Source organism: Desulfovibrio diazotrophicus (assembly GCF_902498985.2).
GTDB lineage: Bacteria > Desulfobacterota > Desulfovibrionia > Desulfovibrionales > Desulfovibrionaceae > Desulfovibrio > Desulfovibrio legallii.
In genome coordinates, this window is sequence record NZ_OX346397.1 from 774,576 (window position 1) to 793,895 (window position 19,320).

General features: G+C 63.2%; 16 protein-coding genes. 7 read left to right on the forward strand and 9 right to left on the reverse strand.

The genetic code is table 11. The features are described from left to right. Positions 1 to 12: 12 nt before the first annotated feature. The 7 genes from J7I12_RS03390 to hypE all read left to right on the forward strand — a co-directional run bounded on the left by J7I12_RS03390 (position 13) and on the right by hypE (position 8,069). Complete coding sequence (locus tag J7I12_RS03390) at positions 13 to 1,545, forward strand: aq_1923 C-terminal domain (RefSeq protein ID WP_208360872.1); 1,533 nt, start codon at positions 13 to 15, stop codon at positions 1,543 to 1,545. Position 1,546: 1 nt separating this feature from the next. Next, the gene (locus J7I12_RS03395; RefSeq protein WP_208360870.1) at positions 1,547 to 2,728 is read left to right on the forward strand and encodes a class I SAM-dependent rRNA methyltransferase; all 1,182 of its coding nucleotides are present in this window, start codon (positions 1,547 to 1,549) and stop codon (positions 2,726 to 2,728) included. A 16-nt stretch (positions 2,729 to 2,744) separates the two neighbouring features. Next, on the forward strand, positions 2,745 to 3,929 hold the full coding sequence (locus tag J7I12_RS03400) for a pyridoxal-phosphate-dependent aminotransferase family protein (protein WP_118228997.1): 1,185 nt from the start codon (positions 2,745 to 2,747) through the stop codon (positions 3,927 to 3,929). Positions 3,930 to 4,237: 308 nt separating this feature from the next. Further along, entirely contained in the window at positions 4,238 to 4,537 is a 300-nt protein-coding gene (locus J7I12_RS03405) for a DUF1844 domain-containing protein (protein ID WP_118228998.1), read from the forward strand. A 111-nt stretch (positions 4,538 to 4,648) separates the two neighbouring features. After that, positions 4,649 to 5,704, forward strand: a complete 1,056-nt coding sequence (gene argC / locus J7I12_RS03410; RefSeq protein WP_118228999.1) for an N-acetyl-gamma-glutamyl-phosphate reductase — start codon at positions 4,649 to 4,651, stop codon at positions 5,702 to 5,704. Positions 5,705 to 5,973: 269 nt separating this feature from the next. Further along, positions 5,974 to 7,065, forward strand: coding sequence for a hydrogenase formation protein HypD (gene hypD / locus J7I12_RS03415; protein WP_208360868.1), 1,092 nt, complete (start codon positions 5,974 to 5,976; stop codon positions 7,063 to 7,065). Then, a complete protein-coding gene (gene hypE / locus J7I12_RS03420) occupies positions 7,065 to 8,069 on the forward strand; it encodes a hydrogenase expression/formation protein HypE (protein ID WP_208360866.1) in 1,005 nt (334 codons plus the stop codon). The genes hypD and hypE overlap by 1 nt, the downstream gene beginning before the upstream one ends. Positions 8,070 to 8,679: 610 nt before the next feature. On the opposite strand, the gene ftsZ is transcribed toward hypE, so the two are convergent. The 9 genes from ftsZ to mraY form a co-directional block, all read right to left on the reverse strand. Then, on the reverse strand, positions 8,680 to 10,008 hold the full coding sequence (ftsZ, locus tag J7I12_RS03425; RefSeq protein ID WP_118229001.1) for a cell division protein FtsZ: 1,329 nt from the start codon (positions 10,006 to 10,008) through the stop codon (positions 8,680 to 8,682). Between the two features lie 50 nt (positions 10,009 to 10,058). After that, positions 10,059 to 11,294, reverse strand: coding sequence for a cell division protein FtsA (ftsA, locus tag J7I12_RS03430; protein ID WP_118229002.1), 1,236 nt, complete (start codon positions 11,292 to 11,294; stop codon positions 10,059 to 10,061). A gap of 131 nt (positions 11,295 to 11,425) precedes the next feature. Beyond that, on the reverse strand, positions 11,426 to 12,310 hold the full coding sequence (locus tag J7I12_RS03435) for a cell division protein FtsQ/DivIB (protein WP_118229003.1): 885 nt from the start codon (positions 12,308 to 12,310) through the stop codon (positions 11,426 to 11,428). After that, on the reverse strand, positions 12,295 to 13,185 hold the full coding sequence (gene murB, locus J7I12_RS03440; protein ID WP_208360864.1) for a UDP-N-acetylmuramate dehydrogenase: 891 nt from the start codon (positions 13,183 to 13,185) through the stop codon (positions 12,295 to 12,297). The genes J7I12_RS03435 and murB overlap by 16 nt, the downstream gene beginning before the upstream one ends. Further along, entirely contained in the window at positions 13,178 to 14,551 is a 1,374-nt protein-coding gene (murC, locus tag J7I12_RS03445) for a UDP-N-acetylmuramate--L-alanine ligase (RefSeq protein WP_208360862.1), read from the reverse strand. The genes murB and murC overlap by 8 nt, the downstream gene beginning before the upstream one ends. An 80-nt stretch (positions 14,552 to 14,631) precedes the next feature. Then, on the reverse strand, positions 14,632 to 15,708 hold the full coding sequence (murG, locus tag J7I12_RS03450; protein WP_118229006.1) for an undecaprenyldiphospho-muramoylpentapeptide beta-N-acetylglucosaminyltransferase: 1,077 nt from the start codon (positions 15,706 to 15,708) through the stop codon (positions 14,632 to 14,634). Next, complete coding sequence (gene ftsW / locus J7I12_RS03455) at positions 15,690 to 16,871, reverse strand: putative lipid II flippase FtsW (RefSeq protein WP_118229007.1); 1,182 nt, start codon at positions 16,869 to 16,871, stop codon at positions 15,690 to 15,692. The genes murG and ftsW overlap by 19 nt, the downstream gene beginning before the upstream one ends. Further along, positions 16,868 to 18,172 (reverse strand): UDP-N-acetylmuramoyl-L-alanine--D-glutamate ligase, encoded by a 1,305-nt coding sequence (gene murD, locus J7I12_RS03460; protein WP_208360860.1) that lies wholly within the window; start codon positions 18,170 to 18,172, stop codon positions 16,868 to 16,870. The genes ftsW and murD overlap by 4 nt, the downstream gene beginning before the upstream one ends. 11 nt (positions 18,173 to 18,183) lie before the next feature. Continuing rightward, a complete protein-coding gene (gene mraY / locus J7I12_RS03465; protein ID WP_118229009.1) occupies positions 18,184 to 19,260 on the reverse strand; it encodes a phospho-N-acetylmuramoyl-pentapeptide-transferase in 1,077 nt (358 codons plus the stop codon). Positions 19,261 to 19,320: the final 60 nt, after the last annotated feature.

The following is a 19,320-nucleotide window of genomic DNA, read 5'->3' on the forward strand; positions in this document are numbered from 1 at the left end:
GACGACAGGAGCATGAAAAAATTCCTTTTGCCGCTGGCTCTCGCCGGCGCGCTGACTCTTACCCTGCTGCTGGGGATCAACTTTGTGCTGCGCCCCCATGTGGAGCGGGAGGTGCTGCAAAGTCTGCAGCACATCAGCCTTTCGTCCGGGGGGCAACCCTATGAGACCTCGGCGGACCAGGTGACTCTGGCCCCTTTTTCCCGCGATTTGACCATCCGGGGCCTCACCTTTCGCGGGCACAGCCCGGAAGGCCCGCTGGCCTACACCGTGGCCGAGGCCCATGTGCGCCTGCCCGTACGCATATTGCTGGCCTTTACGCCCCTGCGGCCCCTGGCCTTGCCCAAAGAAGGCCTTGTGCCCGTGGCCCAGAATGTGGACCTGCGCAACGTGGTTCTGCGCACCCCGCAGGCCCGCGGCGTGCTGCAGCACGAAACCATTGATGTGCTCCGGGCTGACGCGGCCCTGGCGGCCGAAGCTCTGGCCCCTGCCCAAATCATGGATGCGGCCGATATCCTCTACCGCATGGGGGCGGACAACCTCCGCGCCCGTTTCATAACGGTAGAAATTCCCGGCAGCGCAGGCCTGACCCGCATGACCATCGATACAGCGGAGCTGCGACGCTGGCAGGGCGGAAGTATGGGCGCATTTGACCTGAGCGACCTGCGCCTGGCCGTCAACGGCAGGGAGGCGCTGCGTCTGGGCCGCCTGGAGCAGCGGGACATCCATCTGCCGCATGAGGATACGCTCCGTCGGCTGATGGACGTGGCGGACAAGACCGGGGCCGGCATGGACAGAGCCCTGGCGGCCCTCATCCCTCTTACGGACTCCATGCTGGCCGCCAATCCGCCCTTGTTGGGCGGCCTGCGGGCCGCGGACCTGGATCTGAGCCTGGGCAACAAAAACATCCGCGTGCGTCAGGTGCGCTTCCGCTGGCTTTCCACCGCACCGCGTCACAGCCTGAGCCAGGTGGAAGGCCTGGACCTCCCTGAGGGCACGCTGGAATTACTCACCGGTCTGAACCTGCCCGCCACAGTGGCGGACCTGAGCTTCGAAAGCCGCAAGACAGGACTCCACCAGAGCTGGGAAAAGGCTTCCGCGCGGGCCACGGGCCTGGGCGACCTCAACTGCGCCTTGACCATCCACGACGCGGGCCAGGGAGCAAGTCTCCTGCTGCAGCGTTACAGCGGGCTCAGCCTGACCTTCACGGACGCGGGCCTGACCAGCCTCTTGGTGCGCGCGCTTGCTCCGGAATCGGACGAAGCCTTGGCCACACTCAACGCGGCCCTGGCCTCGCCATCTCTGACGACCACCCCCCAAAATCGAAACATCGGCAAGGCCCTGCGAACATTTTTCACCAGGCCGGGCACTCTGGAAGTGCGCACCCGCACGGAACGCCCCCTGGGTGCTGACGACCTGCTTCTGGCCAGCGAAAATCCCGGAGCCTTTTTTGACGTCACGGCCACGGCCGGACGTCTCACCATTGAAGAACAGCTGCGCGGACTGCCCCCTTCCGGCCAGCCCGCCGCCGGCCCCTCAGGTTTATGACATGCGCAAGCTCTGGCTGAAAAAACATGAAGACCGCCGTCTGCGGGCCGGGCACCTCTGGGTCTTCGGCAACGAGGTGGACGGGAGCAAAAGCCCCCTTCCCAGTTTTGAACCCGGCGAGGCGGCCACCCTCTGCGACGCGCGGGGCGCACCCCTGGGCAGCGTGTACGTCAATCCCGCCTCGCTCATCTGCGCGCGTCTTTACAGCCGTCGCCCGGAAACCGAGCTGGATGCGGCCTTGCTGCGTTCCCGCCTGACAGCGGCTTTGGCCCTGCGCGAGCGGCTCTACGCCGCCCCCTGGTACCGCCTCTGCCACGGTGAAGGCGATTTTTTGCCCGGCCTGGTTCTGGACCGTTTTGACGGGCACCTCACCGTACAGCTTACCACCGCTGGCATGGAGCGCCGTAAGGAAGCCCTGGAAGCCTGCTTGCACGATCTGCTCGCCCCGACCTCCATTCTTTGGGATAATGATCTACCCGCCCGCGCCCTGGAGGGGCTTGACCGCGCCGTCGCCGCCTGGGGCCAGGCGCCGGAGGCGCTGGAAGTGCCGGAAAACGGTTGCCGCTTCTTGGCTCCTTGCGTCACGGGGCAGAAAACCGGCTGGTTCTATGACCAGCGACGCAACCGACGGGAGCTGGCGCGCTATGCCAAGGGCGCGGACGTATTGGATATTTTTAGCTATGTGGGCGGCTTTGGCGTAACGGCCGCCGCCGCGGGCGCGACTTCGGTGACCTTTGTGGACGCGGCCCGCCCTGCTCTGGACTACGCCCTGACCAATGCCGCCGCCAACGCGCCGCACTGCGCGGCCCAGGCCCTCTGCGGCGACGCCTTCCAAGTCTTGCGTGAACTGCGTGAAACGGGCCGCCGCTTTGGCTGCATCAGTCTGGATCCGCCCGCCTTCATCAAACGCCGCAAGGACAGAGCGCAGGGGCTGGCCGCCTACCGCCAGGCCGCAGTTTTGGCCGTATCCCTGCTCAAACCCGGCGGCGTGCTGGCCAGCTCCTCCTGTTCGCACCATCTGGAGGCGCAAGAACTGCGCGACTGCTTGACGCAGGCCGCCGCCAAGAGCAAACTGCATACCCGGCTGCTGTTTGCGGGAGGTCAGGGACCGGACCACCCCGTTCAGGCCGCCATGCCGGAAACGGCGTACCTTAAATGCTATATCGCCCAGGTGGGCCCATAAACAACAAGGAAGCGTCATGTTGAACAAAGTTCGCCTGCTCACCCCCGGCCCCACGCCTCTGCCCGAAAGGGTTCGTCTTGCCCTGGCCAAGGACATGATCCACCACCGCAAAAGCGAATTTATGGCCATTATGGGACGTGTGCAGGAAGGCTTGCGGACCCTTTTCGGCACTGCGGGGACAGTGCTGCCCCTGACCTCTTCCGGCACGGGCGCCATGACCGCCGCCGTGTACAACCTGTTTGCCCCCGGCGAAAAGGTGCTGGTGGTGGAAGGAGGCAAGTTCGGCCAGCGCTGGCGTGAAATCGCCGTCTCGCGCGGGCTGGAGGTGGTCACGGTCAGCGTGCCCTGGGGCAAGGCTGTGGAACCGCAGGACGTGGCCGACGCTTTGGCCGCAGACCCGGCTATTGTCGGCGTGCTGGTACAGCACTCCGAAACCTCCACGGGCGTGCTCCATCCCGTGCGCGAAATCGCCGCCGTCACCCGTAAGAGCCCCGCCCTGCTGCTGGTGGACGGCATCTCGGCCGTGGGCCTGGCCCCCTGTCCCATGGATCAATGGGGCATCGACTGCCTGGTGACGGGCTCACAGAAAGGACTGCTGCTGCCCCCTGGCCTGGCCCTGCTGGCTCTTTCTCCGCGCGGCTGGGAAAAGGCCGCCGCCACCGTCACCGGCTGTTTCTATTTCAACCTGCCCAAAGAGAAAGCAAAGGTGGAGCAGGGGCAAACCCTGTTCACCCCTGCCATCAACCTGCTGGTGGCCCTGGAGGAAAGCCTGGCCCTGCTGCTGGAAAACGGCCTGGAGGCCCTCTACGCCAAACAGTGGGCCCTGACCATGATGGCCCGCACGGGCGTCAGCGTCATGGGGCTGGAGCTTTTTGCCAAAAGCCATTTCTCCTGGGGTGTCACCAGCGTACTGCTGCCTCCGGGCGTGGACGGCGGAGCTGTGCTGCGCCGCGCGCAGGAGGAATTCGGCATCTGCATGGCCGGCGGGCAGGACCAATACAAGGGCCGTATGGTGCGCATCGGCCACATGGGCTGGGTGGACTGGGCCGATGTGGCGGCGGGGCTCTATGCCCTCAACCGCAGCCTGGCGGAAACAGGCGGCTTCAGCGGCGCGCGCGACTATCTGGAACAGTCCCTGGCAGCCTACCGCGCGGCCCTCAAGGACGGACCGGGCGTGCCCCTGCCGCCCGTATGCCGCTGACCCCCGGCGGCAGCTTGGGGGAAACCCGCTGGGGCATTACACCTTTGAAATGCCCTGGCGGTTGCGTGAGCAGACGCCCGCCGTGGAAACGCAAGCGCGATGTCTTTGCGCGGATAAACGCCGGAACGCGCGGGCCATAACCGTTGAGAATACCTATTCTCAAAAGTAGTCTGCTCTATGACGCTTCCGCAAGGCTTTGAGGCGCGGCAGTAGCGTCTTTTTTCTCAGACCCGTCGCCCGTCCGGCCAGATCCGATCCCGGCGGAGGGCAGGGGCAACAGCGCGCGGCCAGCGCGCCAGGAGTCCGTCATGACTGAAAAAAACTGTGGCTGCTCTGCCGGTCCCATGCCTGAAGTGACCTTCTCCACCTTTGTCATTTCTCTGGCTTCATCGGCGCTGGTGCAGCTCGGCGAGGTGCCCAATCCTGAAACCGGACAGACGGAAACAGACCTGCCCCTGGCCCGGCACAGTATCGACGTGCTGGAAATGCTGCGACGCAAGACCGAAAAATGTCTGGACGAGCAGGAAAGCAAGCTGCTGGAAAGCCTGCTCTATGAACTGCGCATGAAGTTCGTTATCCGTTGCGGCCCGGACTGCAGTGGTCGCTGACGGCCCTGCCCCCGCGACGGGGATTTTTTGTACTGAAAAAGCGCCCTCGCCACGGTTACGCCGCCGCAGGGCGCGCCGACGTTCGCAACCGACGTTCCAAAGGGATATGACATGAAAGTGATTTCCGTGGGTTTGGTGGGCATTACCGGGTATGCGGGCATGGAGCTGGCGCGCCTGCTGGCGGGGCATCCGTCCATGCGCCTGGGCATGGCCTGTTCCCGGGCCGAGGCAGGCCGTCGTCTGGGATCCTACTACCCATTTCTGGAACATCTGCCCGGCGCGGATGTGGTCATCAGCACCTTTGACCCACAAAAAGCGGCGGAGCTCTGCGAGGTGGTCTTCCTGGCCGTGCCCGCCGGCACAGCCATGGATATGGCTGAGCCCCTGTTGCGCGCCGGCGTAAAGGTGGTGGATCTTTCCGCCGACTTCCGCCTGCGCGACCCGGCCACCTATGCAGCCTGGTACAAGCGCGAACACGTCTGTACCGACCTGCTGCACAAGGCCGTCTACGGCCTGCCTGAACTCTACGGCGCGGACATTGCCCGCACCAGCCTGGTGGCCAATCCCGGCTGCTACCCCACGGCCACAATTCTGGGACTCTATGCTGCGGTCAAAAACAACCTCGTCCACTGCGACGACCTGGTGGTGGACGCCAAATCCGGAGCCACGGGCGCGGGCCGCAAGGCCGCTGTGCCCACGCTGTTTTCCGAAGTTTCGGACAACTTCCGTGCCTACGGCCTGCCCACCCACCGGCATACGCCGGAAATCGAGCAGGAAATCTCCCTTCTGGCCGGACAGGACGTACGCCTTTCCTTCAATACCCACCTGCTGCCCACCAACAGGGGCATCCTCGCTACCATCTATACCCGGCTCAAAGACCCGCGTATGGATCTGGACGCCGTGCGCGCAGTCTATACCGAAACCTGGAGCCATAGTCCCTGGGTCCGCATCCTGCCCAAGGGGGCGCTGCCGGAAACGCGCTATGTGCGCGGCAGCATGTTCTGCGACCTGGGCCTGGTGGTGGACCCGCGCACCGGACGGCTGATCATTCTTTCGGCCATTGACAACCTCTGCCGCGGCGCTTCCGGCCAGGCCCTGGCCAACGCCAATCTCATGTGCGGCCTGCCGGTGGAGGCAGGGCTCAATAATCTGGCCCCACTGCCGTAAGCGCGGCACATTTGCAGCGGCAAAAGGCCAGGGCCGCCGCGCACGAGAGCAGCTTACCTGTGAGAATAGGCACGCTCACAGGTTACGGCACGCTCGTTCCGGCACTTAAGCGCGCAAATACATAGCGCTTGCGGCCTCCACGGCGGGAGGCTGTTTACGCAACCGCCAGGGCATTGCAATCTTAAAAAGAACCATATCGGCTCAGTGCGCTTTGGCCGAAGGTGGCGGCAGTGGTCAACAGTTTTTGAATGCTGAACAAAGGGAATGCCATGGAACTGGAAAACGCCTTTCAGGATCCGCAGCTCTGCCACGCCCTGCTGCAACGCCTGACGCGGGCGCTGGACGGCCGCACGCTACGCTTTATGGAGGTTTGCGGCACACATACGGTGGCCATTTTCCAAAGCGGCCTGCGTTCGCTGCTGCCCGCATCGGTCACGCACCTTTCCGGACCGGGCTGTCCCGTCTGCGTTACCCACGACGCGGAAGTGGCCGCCTTTCTGGACCTGGCCGGGCGTGACGGAGTCATCCTGACCACTTTCGGAGATCTGCTGCGCGTGCCCGGCCCCGGCGGCAAAAGTCTCAAGCACGCCCAGGCCCAGGGCGCGCGGGTAGAAATCGTCTACTCCCCGCTGGATGCCCTCAACGTGGCCGCGGCCAATCCGGAGAGCACGGTGGTCTTTCTGGGCATCGGCTTTGAAACCACAGCCCCCACCGTGGCGGCCACTCTGCTTACGGCGCGTCAGCGCAAGATACGGAACTTCTGCGTGCTTTCCCTGCACAAGCTGGTGCCTCCCGCCCTGCGCACCCTGCTGGACGACAGTCAGTGCGGCATTGAGGCCTTTTTGCTGCCGGGGCACGTTTCCACCATCCTGGGGCTGGAGCCCTACGCCTTTCTGGCGCGGGACTACCATGTGCCCGGCGTGGTGGGCGGGTTTCAGCCGGCGGACATCCTGCTGGCCCTCTGCCTTATGGCTGAACAACGGCGGGACGGCACAGCGGCGGTGGTCAACGCTTACCCCCGCGCGGTGGACGACGCGGGCAATCCCCGGGCCCGCGCCTTGATGGAACAGGTTTTTGAGCCGACGGACGCCCTGTGGCGGGGCATCGGGCGCATCCCGCAGAGCGGGCTTAAACTGCGGTCGGACTTTGCCGACCTGGACGCCATGGCCCGCCTGGACGTGACCCTGCCGGAGGTGCCCCCCCTGCCGGGCTGCCGTTGCGGCGACGTACTGCGCGGCCGCATGGCCCCGCCGGACTGCCCCCTCTTCGGCAAAAAGTGTACACCCGCCACCCCGGTAGGCCCCTGCATGGTTTCCACCGAGGGCAGTTGCGCCGCCTACTACAAATATTCGGAGCGATAATGGAGACCTGTCTTCTTCTGGATGCGGGCAGCGGCGGACGCGCCTCGCAGCGCCTGGTGGCGCAGTGTTTTCTGCGGCATTTCGCCAACCCCCTGCTGGAACGGCTGGACGACGCCGCCCTGCTGGAGGATCTGGACGGCCCGCTGGCCATGAGCACCGATACCTATACCGTGACGCCGCTCTTCTTCCCCGGCGGCAGCATCGGCAGTCTGGCCGTGCACGGCACGGTTAACGACGTGTCCATGCTGGGCGCGCGACCCCGCTACCTGAGCTGCGGCTTCATTCTGGAGGAAGGCCTGCCTCTGGACGTGCTGGAGCGCGTAGCAGCGGACATGGGCACGGCGGCCAGGGCTGCGGGCGTGTCCATCGTCACCGGAGACACCAAGGTGGTGCCGCGCGGCGCGTGCGACAAAATATTTATTAATACTACAGGAGTGGGCACGGTCTTTGCCGCCCCGCCGCCTTCGGGGCACAATGCCCGCCCCGGCGACGCCGTACTGGTGAGCGGCGCGCTGGGCGACCACGGCCTGACCGTCATGGGCAGCCGTGAAGGGCTCTCCTTTCTCAACGACGTGGCGTCAGATTCTGCCCCCCTCAATCATATGATCGCCGACATCATTGCTGCGGCGGGTCAGGTGCATGTGCTGCGCGACCCTACGCGCGGCGGCCTGGCCACTACGCTCAACGAAATCGCCGAACAATCCCAGGTGGGCATCGAGCTGGATGAAGCCAGCATCCCTGTTCACGAAAGCGTGCGCGGCGGCTGCTCCTTCCTGGGGCTTGACCCGCTCTATCTGGCCAATGAAGGCAAATGTATCTGCATTTTGCCGGAAGACCGCGCCGAGACCGCCCTGGCGGCCATGCGCCGTTCGCCCTATGGGCTGGAGGCCGCTCGCGTAGGTACGGTGACTGCAGGCAAAGCCCAGGTGACCCTGACCACCCGCATCGGGGGCCGCCGCCTGTTGGGCATGCTGGAAGGCGCGCAACTGCCCCGCATCTGCTGAATCCCCTTACCCTGCAAACCGCACCTGTCACCTTGGGCGGCCAGCCTGCAGGTTTTATGGGCTATCTCAAAGAAAGGAGCATAGCGATCCGCAGGGGGAACGCTTGCCCTGAAAAGCGGAGCGTAACGCCCCGCACTGGGAGGCCCCCAATGGGCCTCCCGGCGGGCATTTCAGGGCCGAAGAGGCGAGCCCTGAAAAGTGGTAAAATTTGTATATATTGGCACCGCTGCAGAATTGCGGCTAAAGGTGCGCCCACAGCTGAACGCCCACCGCATCCCTGAAGGCCAGAGGAGCCACCGTCAAAAGCGGTGCAACGCAGCAAACAAAAAGACTTTTTCTGACATTCCCGTGCGCAAACCCGCCAATCCAGACGGCCCTGCCCACCGCAACCCCACCCCAAGGCTCGCGGGCTTTTGTCTCGGCGGCCGCCAGCGCGGCCGCCGGACCTTATTCATGAGCAGACTTAGGGCATTTAACTTTTGAAATGCCCTGCTGGTTGCGTAAGCAACCGCCCGCCGTGGAGGCGCAAGCGCAATTTATTTGCGCGGTTAAGCGCCGGAACGAGCGTGTTTTCACCTTTGAGAATACATATTCTCAAAGGTAATCTGCTCTAGTCCGCCTGTGTCCGGATAAAGGTGGGAATCTCAAAGTCGTCTTCATCATAGGTAAAGTCTTGCTGCCCAGGGTTGTGCGCGCTGTGCAGCGACTGCCCCAAGGCTTGACGCTTGCGCATATAGGACGGCCCTTCTATATCTTTTTCGTTGGTCCAAAGGCCGGCCTGGGCCCGTCGTGAGGCGCGGGCAGGCTCGTCGCCCAGCAGGGGTTCGTCCAGCTCACCGCCGCGCTGGTTCCGCGCTGCGCCGCGAGAGCCCATGCGACGCGAATCGGCCACCACGGCGTCCCGACCAGGCTTGCGGAAGTTGGTCACCGTCGCGGCAGCCTGGGGCTGCACGCTTTCCACGGCCTGCACCGATTCGATGCCCGTGGCGATGACCGTCAGGCGGATTTCGTCGCCGATGTTGTCGTCAAAGACCACACCAAAAATGATATTGGCTTCTTCGGGCGTGGCTTCACCGATAATCTCGCCGATTTCGGCGATTTCATCAGCGGTGATATCTGTGGGCGCAGTGATGTTGTAGAGCACGGCTTTGGCGCTTTCCAGCGAAACGTCCTCCAGCAAGGGGCTCATAATGGCGCGCTGGGCGGCTTCGCGAGCGCGGTTTTCGCCGGAGGCAATGCCCGTGCCCATGAGGGCCAGTCCGGATTCGGCCATGGTGGTGCGCACGTCGGCAAAATCCAGGTTAATGAGGCCATCGCCCACAATGACGTCCGAAATGCCCTTAACGGCGTAATAGAGCACGTCATTGGCCTTCTGCAGCATCTCGGAGAAGGGGGCCTTTTTGGGGGCAAAGGCCAGCAGGCGGTCGTTGGGGATGGTGATCAGGCAGTCCACATGCTGCTTGAACTCCTCCAGGCCGGCCTCGGCCGCGCGCTTGCGTTTGGCGCCTTCAAAGCTGAAGGGCTTGGTGACCACGCCCACGGTGAGCGCGCCCAGTTCCTTGGCGGCCTGGGCCACCACCGGGGCCGCGCCCGTGCCGGTGCCGCCCCCCATGCCGGCGGTAACAAAAACCATGTCCGCGTCCCCGATGGCTTCACGAACGGCGTTGACGCTTTCCACTGCGGCCTCGCGGCCTATTTCGGGGTTGGCCCCAGCCCCCAGGCCCTTAGTAAGTTTTTCGCCCAGCTGCACCTTGACCGAAGCGCCGTTTTTGGCCAGGGCCTGCAGGTCCGTATTAGCGCAGACGAACTGCACGCCGCGCAAGCCAGAAGCGATCATGTTCTGCACAGCATTGCCGCCGCCGCCGCCCACGCCGATGACCTTGATTTTTGCGTTGCTGGCCAGCGTGGTGTCAATATCGTCAACGATTGATTGAGCCATATGTCCTCTCCTGGATTTCAGACCTCAAATGCCCGCTTGAGGTTTGTTTGTTAGGAAATGTCCGCAAACCACTTTTTCATGCGTACGAGCACGCCGTCGAAAACGCCGCTCTCGCTCCGTGTGGTAAATTTTTTCTGACCGGAAAGCTCTTTTTCCGCACCGTAGCGCAACAGCCCTACGGCTGTAGAAAATTTGGGGCTGTTAACCACGTCCTTCAGGCCGCCCACATTGCGTGGGTAGCCGATACGCGTGGGCAGATTGAAGATCTGCTCACCCAGTTCCTGGCAGCCCTCCATAAGCGCCGTGCCGCCGGTGAGCACCACGCCCGCGCCGATCATATCCTTATAGCCGGAGCGGACCAGAGTCTGGTCCACCAGATAGAGGATTTCCTCCATGCGCGGTTCGCAGATTTCGGCGAGCACCTGACGCGACAGGCGGCGCGGATCGCGCCCGCCCACGCTGGGGACTTCAATAAACTCGTCGTGGCGCACCAGGTCTGCCAGGGCGCAGCCGTATTTGAGCTTGATTTTTTCAGCCGAGGCCACAGGCGTACGCAGGCCAAAGGCGATGTCGTTGGAGAGGTTCTGCCCGCCCAAGGCCAGCACGGCCGTGTGCTTTATGGCGTCGTTGGCGAAGACGGCGATGTCTGTGGTGCCGCCCCCCAAATCCACCAGGGCCACGCCTATTTCGCGCTCCTCTTCGGTGAGCACGGCCTGCGCCGAGGCCAGAGATTCCAAGGCGATGTCTGAAACTTCCAGCTGACTGCGGTGGCAGGAGCGTACAATATTCTGTGCGGAAGACACGGCCCCGGTGACAATGTGCACTTTCACTTCCAGGCGCACGCCGGCCATGCCCAAGGGGTCGGCAATGCCGCGCTGGTTGTCCACAATGTACTCCTGCGGCAGAATGTGGATAACTTCACGGTCGGCAGGGATGGCCACGGCGCGGGCCGCGTCCAGGGCGCGTTCCACATCGCGTTGCGCCACCTCGCCGCCTTTCACGGCAATGACCCCATGGCTGTTGATGCCCATGATGTGGCTGCCGGCAATGCCCACATAGACCGAATGAATTTCGCAGCCGGCCATAAGCTCCGCGTCCTCCACCGCCTTGCGGATGGACTGAACGGTCTGCTCAATATTGACCACTACGCCCTTGCGCAACCCAGTGGAAACACTGGTGCCGATGCCCACCACGTCGACGAGACCCGACTCAGTAAGTTCCCCGACCACCGCGCAGATCTTGGTCGTGCCGATATCGAGGCCAACGATGAGCTCGGACTTGTTCATGCCATACTCCTGAAACACCTTGCTATGCTATATGGATTGCGCCGGAGGTTTGCGGAACTGGCCCGCACTGCGCCGACGTATGTACGTCCTCTGTTGTATCGCCTGTCCTGCCCCTGCGGCGGCAAACCGCATCAGGCCGGCTGGTTGAGCAGTACCCATACGCTCCCGTTGACGGCGCGCACTTCGCGCACGTTGCGCAGGTCCCGCCGACGGGCCAGATCGCCCAGAGCCATGCCCAGACGGGCCAAGTTGCCGTCCCAGTCGTCCGTAGCCAGAGAGAGGCGCAGTTCCCGGTCCTCCAGGTAGAGTTCCACTCCCCTGCCGGGACTCAGGGTCACCGTGGCAATGGCCCCGGCCTCCACGGGCAGCGCGCCCTTGCGCATATCCCGCAAAATCCGCTCCAGATACGGGATATCGTCCTCAGCTCCCGGCTCCACCCGCAGGGTGGGCAAGGAAAGGAAGTTTTCACTTTCCACCGGGGCGATGATTTCACCGCGCTCGTTGGCATAGTAAAGTACACCGTTCTTGTGCACCCAGAATGAGGGCAAACGCTCTTTAATTTTTATGACAAACCTGTCCGGCAAAAGACGTTTAACCGATACTTCCGCCACCCAGGGGGTCTGCCGCAGGTTACGTTCCACTTTGGAAATGCTTACGGAAAGGCTGTTGCCCCCTTCGCGTATGCCGCCATACTGCAACACCATCTGCCGGGAAAGCCGTACATTGCCGGTCACGTCCACATGGCGGGTGGTGAAAAAATCACTGGTAATCGCCGCGTTGTACAGCCACAGGGAAGCAAGACATACGCCGGCCAGCACCAGACCCAGCCCCAACAACAGGGCGGTGAGGGCCGCCAGGCTCTTCAGCCCCCGCAGCCCCCGCAAACGCGCGCCCAAGGCGCGCAAGGGGGCCGGCATGACAGAACGCTGCGCCCTGCGCCCTTTTTTGCCCGAAACAGCCGCACGGGTATAGGCGTTGCGGGCCTTGCGACCACTTTTCTTCAGGGCAAGAGGCATGGCGTTATCCTGACCTCGGGCTCCAGCAGGATGCCGCAACGCCGCAGCACGGCCTCCCGCGCTTCCCGCAGCAGGGAAAGGGCCGCCGTGGCGCTGCCTTCGCCCTCATTGATCAGAAAGTTGGCATGCAGGCTGGAAAAGGCCATGCCGCCCAGTTTTTTTCCTTTAAAGCCCGCCTGTTCCAAAAGTTTGCCAGCGGACATATCCGGCGCGGGATTTTTGAACACACAGCCCGCGCTCCAGGCCGTCACAGGTTGTTTAGACTTTTTCTTAAGAAAGTTGTGACGCATGCAATTACTGATGCCATCCCTGGCCGCTCTGGTCAAGCCAAATGTGCCTTCCAAGACAATAAAATCATCGTTACTGCCTGCAATGCACAGATGCCGATAGCCATACTGTAGTCCATGTACGTTGACTGTACGCACTGTTCCATTGATAACAGCTTGTATTTTTATTATTTTTTCGCACGTCTCCACGCCATGCGCCCCGGCGTTCATGGCAATGGCCCCGCCCACGCTGCCCGGTATGCCCACAAGGCCCTCCAGGCCACTTAGGCCGTGGACGGCGCAGAAACGCAAGAGGCGCGGCAAGGGCACGCCCGCCCCGGCCCGCACCAGCACCTTACCCCCGGCCTCACCCACAATTTCCGGCCCGTGCGTGAGTTGCGGCCGCACCAGTACCAGGGGCAGTTCGCCGTCCTGGGCCAAGATGTTGCTGCCCGCCCCCAGCACCAACGGCGTGCCGCCCAGAGCGCGCAGACGCTCGCCCAGCAGGGGCACGTCCTCAAGACGCTCCAGCACTATTTCGGCCAGGGCCGTGCCGCCCACGCGCAAGGTAGTGCGCGGGGCAAGCCAGGGGGCAGGGGTTTCACGCATGCTCTTGCGCCTCCAGCCAGGCCGGGCCCAGGCGGGTAATGCTGCCCGCGCCCAGCGTGAGCAGGACGTCACCGGGCCTGAGCAGCGTGGGCAAAGCCACAGTCATGGCGTCCAGGGTCTGAAAATACTCCACCGGCGTAGTGGAAACCTGCCGGATGCCTTGAGCCAGACTCTGGCCCGAAACGCCGGGGATGGGTTTTTCCGAAGCGGGATAAATTTCTGTCAACAGCAGCAAATCCACGGCATCGAAAACTTTACAGAATTCGCCAAAGTGGGCTTGGGTGCGCGTAAAACGGTGAGGCTGAAACGCCGCCACCAGACGTCGACCAGGAAAAACCTGCCGGGCCGTAGCCAGGGTAGCCGCAATTTCCGCCGGGTGGTGGCCGTAGTCGTCCACCACGGTAACGCCACCCCGCTCGCCTTTGAATTCAAAACGCCGCCCCACGCCGCCAAAGCCGTTCAGGCCGCGCGTGCAGTCCGTAAAGCTGATGTCGGCAGCCATAGCCGCGCCGATGGCGCCCAAGGCGTTGAGCATGTTGTGCCGCCCTGGCTGGGGCAGATTGATTTCGCCCAGTTTGCGGCTGTCGCGCCAGACCTCAAAATGATTGGTGCGTCCGCTTTCCAGGGGCACGGCGCGCAGGGCGTTTTCTTCGGCAAAACCGTAGGTCAGCACCGGGCGCTTGACCTGGGGCAGCAGGGCCCGCACGCCGGGATCGTCGCCGCAGACAACATTAAGGCCGTAAAACGGCACCTGGTTCATGAACTGCACAAAGGCCGCGTTGAGGTGCTCGCGGGTTTTATAGTGGTCCAGATGGTCTTCATCCACATTGGTGACCACATTGATAATGGGCAACAGGCACAAAAAAGAGCCGTCGGATTCGTCCGCCTCGGCAATAAGGTAGTCGCCGTGGCCCAGGTGGGCGTTGGTGCCGTAAACATTGAGCCGACCGCCGATGATCACCGTGGGATCCAGCCCGGCGGTATCGAAAATGGAGGCCGTGAGCGAGGTGGTGGTGGTTTTGCCGTGGGTGCCGGCAATGGCCACGCCCTGCCGCAGGCGCATGAGCTCGGCCAGCATTTCCGCACGGGGGATAATGGCGATATTGCGCCGACGGGCCTCCACCAGTTCCGGGTTGTCCTCACTGATGGCCGTGGATTTAACCAGCACCTGCACATCGCCGATATTTTCCGCCGCGTGGCCCAGAGCGATGTGCGCGCCCAGATCCCGCAGATGGCGCACCACGGCAGAATCGGCCATATCCGACCCCGTGACCGCGTACCCCTGGTTAAGCAGCACTTCCGCAATGCCGCTCATGCCCGCGCCGCCGATGCCCACCATGTGGATGCGTTTGATTTTGTTGTTCATGTAAAAAATCCTTTAAAAAAAGTCTAGATACATTGGGCGGTTAAAGCTGCCTCATCGGGGTTCGGCATATTGCACGGCGCTCAGGCGCGGGTTTTAACGATGGTTTCCAAGATATCAGCCACCCGTGCGGCGGCGTCCGGGCGGGCTGCGGCAAGAGCCGCAGCGGCCATGGGGGCGCGTTCGCCGGGCATGCTCAGCAGGCGCAGCAAGGTTTCGTCCATGTGCTGCACCACCATACGGCTTTCGGGCACCAGTTCCGCCGCGCCGCAGCGGGCCAGCACCGTGGCGTTGCGGGTCTGGTGGTCGTGGATGGCGTGGGGAAAGGGCACCAGCACTGCAGGCAGACCAGCGGCGCAGAGTTCAGCCACGGTGCTGGCTCCGGCCCGGCACAGCGCCACATCGGCCCAGGCATAGGCTGCGGCCATGTCGTCAATAAAAGCCGCCACGCTTTCCGGCGCGTAGCCCGCAGCCACATAAGCCGCGCGCACCCAGCCCGCGTCGGCCTCGCCGGTCTGATGGCGGATTTCCACCCCCCCACCGCGAAAGGCGGCCAGGTGCTCCACCATAAAGGCGTTGAGGGCGTGCGCGCCCTGCGAACCGCCCATAACCAGCAGGCGACGCGTGCGCCGCTCGCGAGAAAGTCCGCCCACGGCGCTCACAGCGGCCCGCACGGGGTTGCCGGTGAGCACGCATTTTTTCGGGTCAAAACCTTCCGTATTGGGCAGGGAAAGGCAGACCTTGCGCGCCAGGCGGGCCAGCAGGCGGTTGCTCATGCCGGCTACGGCGTTCTGTTCGTGCAGCAGACCGGGCACGCCCAGCAGCCGCGCGGCCAGCATGGGCGCAAAGGCCGCGTAGCCGCCAAAACCTGCCACGGCCTGGGGGTCAAACCGCCGCACCAGCTTGAGCGCTTTGCCCACGGCCAGCGTCATGCGACCGGCCGCGCCCACGGCCCGCAGCCCGCGCCCCAGGAATCCGCGCACGGGCAGACCCGCAAAAGGCACGTCCGCCAGACGGGCCAGACGCTCTTCCGGGCCGTACTGCGAACCCACAAAGAGCAGCCGCACGTCCGGGTTGCGCCGCCGCAGTTCTTCCGCCACGGCCAGAGCCGGAAAGATGTGCCCGCCGGTGCCGCCGGTGGTCAGGAGGATGCTGTCCACGGTTCCGCCGTCCTTGAAAAGTTCATGAGCAGCCCCACACAAAGCATGGTGGCCACCAGGTTACTGCCGCCGTAGCTCATGAGCGGCATGGGCACGCCCTTGGGCGGGGCCACGCCCATGACCACGGCCAGATTGAGCACCGCGCCCATGACCAGAATGGTGGTAATGCCGAAAGCGGTGAAGCGGTCGCGCAGATTCTGCTGGCCCATGATGATTTTGTAGCAGCGCCAGAACAAGAGGGCGAACAGAATCATGACTACGCTCACGCCCACAAAGCCCAGTTCTTCAGCCAGCACGGCCATGATAAAGTCGTTGTGGGCCTCCGGCAGATAGAACATCTTCTGCTTGCTGGCCCCCACCCCCACGCCGAAGAAGCTGCCGGAACCGATGGCCAGCAAGGACTGCACCAACTGGTAGCCCGTATTGTGGGCGTCCTGAAAAGGATCGAGAAAGGCCAGCAGCCGCCGCAGCCGATAGGGGGAGGAAATGGCCAGGGCCATGGCGCCCGCGCAGGCCAGGGCTACGGAAAAGAACAGGTAGATAAAGCGGGTGCCACCCGCCACACACATAAAGAAAAGCAGGCAGGCCAACACCACGGCGCTGCCGAAGTCCGGCTGGAGCAGCAGCAGAAAACAGAACAGGCCTGTGACCGCAAAGGGCGGGATGACGCCCCGGCTGAAGGTCTTGATCAGATCCTGCTTGGAGCTCATGAAGTAGGCCAGATACAGGGCCAAAGCAATTTTGACGAATTCCATGGGCTGCACGGAAACAGGCCCCAGCGGAATCCAGCGCTTGGCGCCGTTGATGGCCGGGGTCAGCGGCGAGAGCGTCACCAGCAGGAGCAATAACGCCACAAAAAGTGCGGGATACTGCAGATGGTAAAGCCACTGCCGCGGCATAAGGGCCGCGCCCCAGAGGGCCGCCCCGCCCGCCAGGGCAAAGAAGATCTGACGCTTGAAAAAATAGTATTTGTCGCCGTTGACCTGTTCGGCCACAATGCCGCTGGCCGAAAGTACCATGACCAGACCAATGGCCAGAATAACCAGCATGAGAGCGAACAGCCACCAGTCAAAGGGCGCTGCGTTCGTCGCCCCATTCATGGCGCGTGCCAGAGGGCTCTCACCCGATTTTTTTACGGTTTTGGCCGTAAAGACGTTTTTCATGCCAACAACCCCACCAGACGTTTAAAATCGTCGCCGCGCTCTTCATAGTTGCGGTAAAGATCATAACTGGATGTGGCCGGGGCCAGCAGCACCACCTCGCCCGGCTGCGCGTCGGCGCTCGCAAAGCGCACGGCCGGCTCCAGGGTCGGGTGCCAGCTCAGGGGCACGACCCCTTGCCAGGCCTTTTCAAAATGCTCACGACTTGCGCCGAACAGCACAACTTCTTTGACTTTTTCCCGCACCAGCGCGGAGAGGGCCGCCAAATCGCCGCCTTTGAACTTGCCGCCGCAAAGCAGGCGCACAGGCCGGTCAAAAGCCTCCAGCGCCACTTGCAGGGCCGATACCGTGGTGCATTTGGAATCATTGACATACAGCACGCCACGCAGTTCGCGCACCCGCTCCAGGCGGTGCGGCAGCGGCGCAAAGCGGGCCACGGCGCGGGCCGCGCTCTCTTCGCGCACGCCGAACAGTCGGCAGGCCTGCCAGGCCGCCTCCTCGTTGATGCGGTTGTGCCGCCCCATGAGCCGACTGTGGGGAAAGCGCTCCGTGGCGTCCACAAAAACCGTGCGGGCCTTGAGCGCATAACGTTCGGCCAGGGGGCGCAGGTCCGCCCCCAGCACGGCCAGATCGCCCTCGTCCTGACAGCGGAACAGGCGGAACTTGGCCGTAATGTATTCTTCCATATCCTTATGGTAGTCCAGATGATTGGGCGTAATGTTGAGCAGGATGCCCGCCCGGGGGCAGAACGTCGTGCAGGTCTGAAGCTGAAAGCTGGATACCTCCAGCACCAGCACGTCGGCCCTGGTTCCGGCCAGCACATATTCCGAAAGGGGCGTGCCGATATTGCCGCCCAGAAAGACCGCATAGCCTTGCTCGTGCAGCATGGCCGCCGCCAGGGAAGCCGTGGTGGTTTTGCCGCTGGTGCCGGTAACGGCCAGTACGGGCTCGTCGCTCAGGCAGCGCCAGGCCAGTTCCATTTCGGCCAGAATTTCAGAAGTCTCCGTATCCACCAGTCCCTGTAGGCGCACGGCGGGCATGCCGGGGCTGGGCACCACAAAAGCCGCCTGAGCGAACATCTCCGGCTTGTGCTCGCCCAAGAGCAGCTCCACGCCCAGGGCGCGCAGATCTTCGGCCAGGGCTTCCCGGCCCGCGAAGGCCTTGGGGTTGCTGTCCAGAAGCCGCACGCGCACGCCTTCGCGTCGCAACAGCCGCGCCGCCGCCAGGCCGGACCGGCCCGCGCCCACCACCACTGCCAGTTCTCCGGCATTGATGCGTCTGCCCCGTGCTTTTTCCAACGCCATAAGCCGTCTCCTCAGCGCAGTTTCAGGACTGAAAGAGCCATGAGCCCCAACAGGATGGACGTAATCCAGAAGCGGATGATGATTTTTGATTCCGGCACGCCCTTGAGTTCAAAATGGTGGTGCAGCGGCGCCATGCGAAAGATGCGCTTGCCGCCTGTCCAGCGAAAGTAACTCACCTGCAGGATGACCGAAAGAGTCTCGGCCACAAACAAACCGCCCACCACCGCCAGCACCAGTTCCTGCTTGCAGAGCAGGGCCAGATAGCCCAGCACCCCACCCATGGAAAGCGAGCCCACGTCGCCCATAAAAACCTGGGCGGGATAGGCGTTGAACCATAAAAAACCCAGCCCCGCGCCCACCAGTGCGGCGCAGAACACGGTCACCTCACCCACGCCCGGCATGTAGGGCACCAGCAGATAACTGGAAAAGCGCGCGTTGCCCGTGATGTAAATGAAAATGGAGAAAACCAGGCAGGCTACGATGGAAGGTCCGATGGCCAGTCCGTCCAGCCCGTCCGTAAGATTCACGGCGTTGGATGCGGCCACCATGACAAAAATGCCGAAGGGCAGGTACATCCAGCCCAGGTCCACGGTCACTTCCTTGAAAAACGGTACCGTGAGCTTGCTGCTGTAGTCCGGATTGGCATAGAGCAGCAGCATGGCTGCGCAGGCCACCACCAGTTGCCCGGCCATCTTGGCCTTGCCGGAAATGCCCCGGTTTTCGTGGTGGCGGAGCTTGGTCATATCATCCCAGAAGCCCACGGCCCCAAAGCCCACAAAGACCAGGAAGGCCTGCCAGACGTAGGCGTTGGAGAGATCGGCCCAGAACAGCAGGCTGAGCGCAAGACTCGCCAGCATGAGCAGGCCGCCCATAGTGGGCGTGCCCGCTTTGGAAGCGTGGGCCGCCACATCCTCAAGGATATACTGCCCGCACTTGACCCGCCGGAGCCAGGCAATAAAGCGCGGCCCCACCAGAATGGAGAAGACCAGGGCCGTGATGAGCGCGGCCATGGAACGGAAACTGATGTAGCGGAACACGTTGAGGAAGGTGTAGTCCGCAGAAAAGGGCACCAAAAAATTATAAAACATGCCTGTCCGTTCCGTTGGTTTGCCCCAGAGCGTTGCCAGAACTGAGAAACGCCCGTTCTC

Coding starts and splice junctions, on each gene's coding strand:
- J7I12_RS03390 (WP_208360872.1), top strand. CDS start 13: ATGAAAAAATTCCTTTTGCCGCTGGCTCTCGCCGGCGCGCTGACTCTT.
- J7I12_RS03395 (WP_208360870.1), top strand. CDS start 1,547: ATGCGCAAGCTCTGGCTGAAAAAACATGAAGACCGCCGTCTGCGGGCC.
- J7I12_RS03400 (WP_118228997.1), top strand. CDS start 2,745: ATGTTGAACAAAGTTCGCCTGCTCACCCCCGGCCCCACGCCTCTGCCC.
- J7I12_RS03405 (WP_118228998.1), top strand. CDS start 4,238: ATGACTGAAAAAAACTGTGGCTGCTCTGCCGGTCCCATGCCTGAAGTG.
- argC (WP_118228999.1), top strand. CDS start 4,649: ATGAAAGTGATTTCCGTGGGTTTGGTGGGCATTACCGGGTATGCGGGC.
- hypD (WP_208360868.1), top strand. CDS start 5,974: ATGGAACTGGAAAACGCCTTTCAGGATCCGCAGCTCTGCCACGCCCTG.
- hypE (WP_208360866.1), top strand. CDS start 7,065: ATGGAGACCTGTCTTCTTCTGGATGCGGGCAGCGGCGGACGCGCCTCG.
- ftsZ (WP_118229001.1), bottom strand. CDS start 10,008: ATGGCTCAATCAATCGTTGACGATATTGACACCACGCTGGCCAGCAAC.
- ftsA (WP_118229002.1), bottom strand. CDS start 11,294: ATGAACAAGTCCGAGCTCATCGTTGGCCTCGATATCGGCACGACCAAG.
- J7I12_RS03435 (WP_118229003.1), bottom strand. CDS start 12,310: ATGCCTCTTGCCCTGAAGAAAAGTGGTCGCAAGGCCCGCAACGCCTAT.
- murB (WP_208360864.1), bottom strand. CDS start 13,185: ATGCGTGAAACCCCTGCCCCCTGGCTTGCCCCGCGCACTACCTTGCGC.
- murC (WP_208360862.1), bottom strand. CDS start 14,551: ATGAACAACAAAATCAAACGCATCCACATGGTGGGCATCGGCGGCGCG.
- ftsW (WP_118229007.1), bottom strand. CDS start 16,871: ATGAAAAACGTCTTTACGGCCAAAACCGTAAAAAAATCGGGTGAGAGC.
- murD (WP_208360860.1), bottom strand. CDS start 18,172: ATGGCGTTGGAAAAAGCACGGGGCAGACGCATCAATGCCGGAGAACTG.
- mraY (WP_118229009.1), bottom strand. CDS start 19,260: ATGTTTTATAATTTTTTGGTGCCCTTTTCTGCGGACTACACCTTCCTC.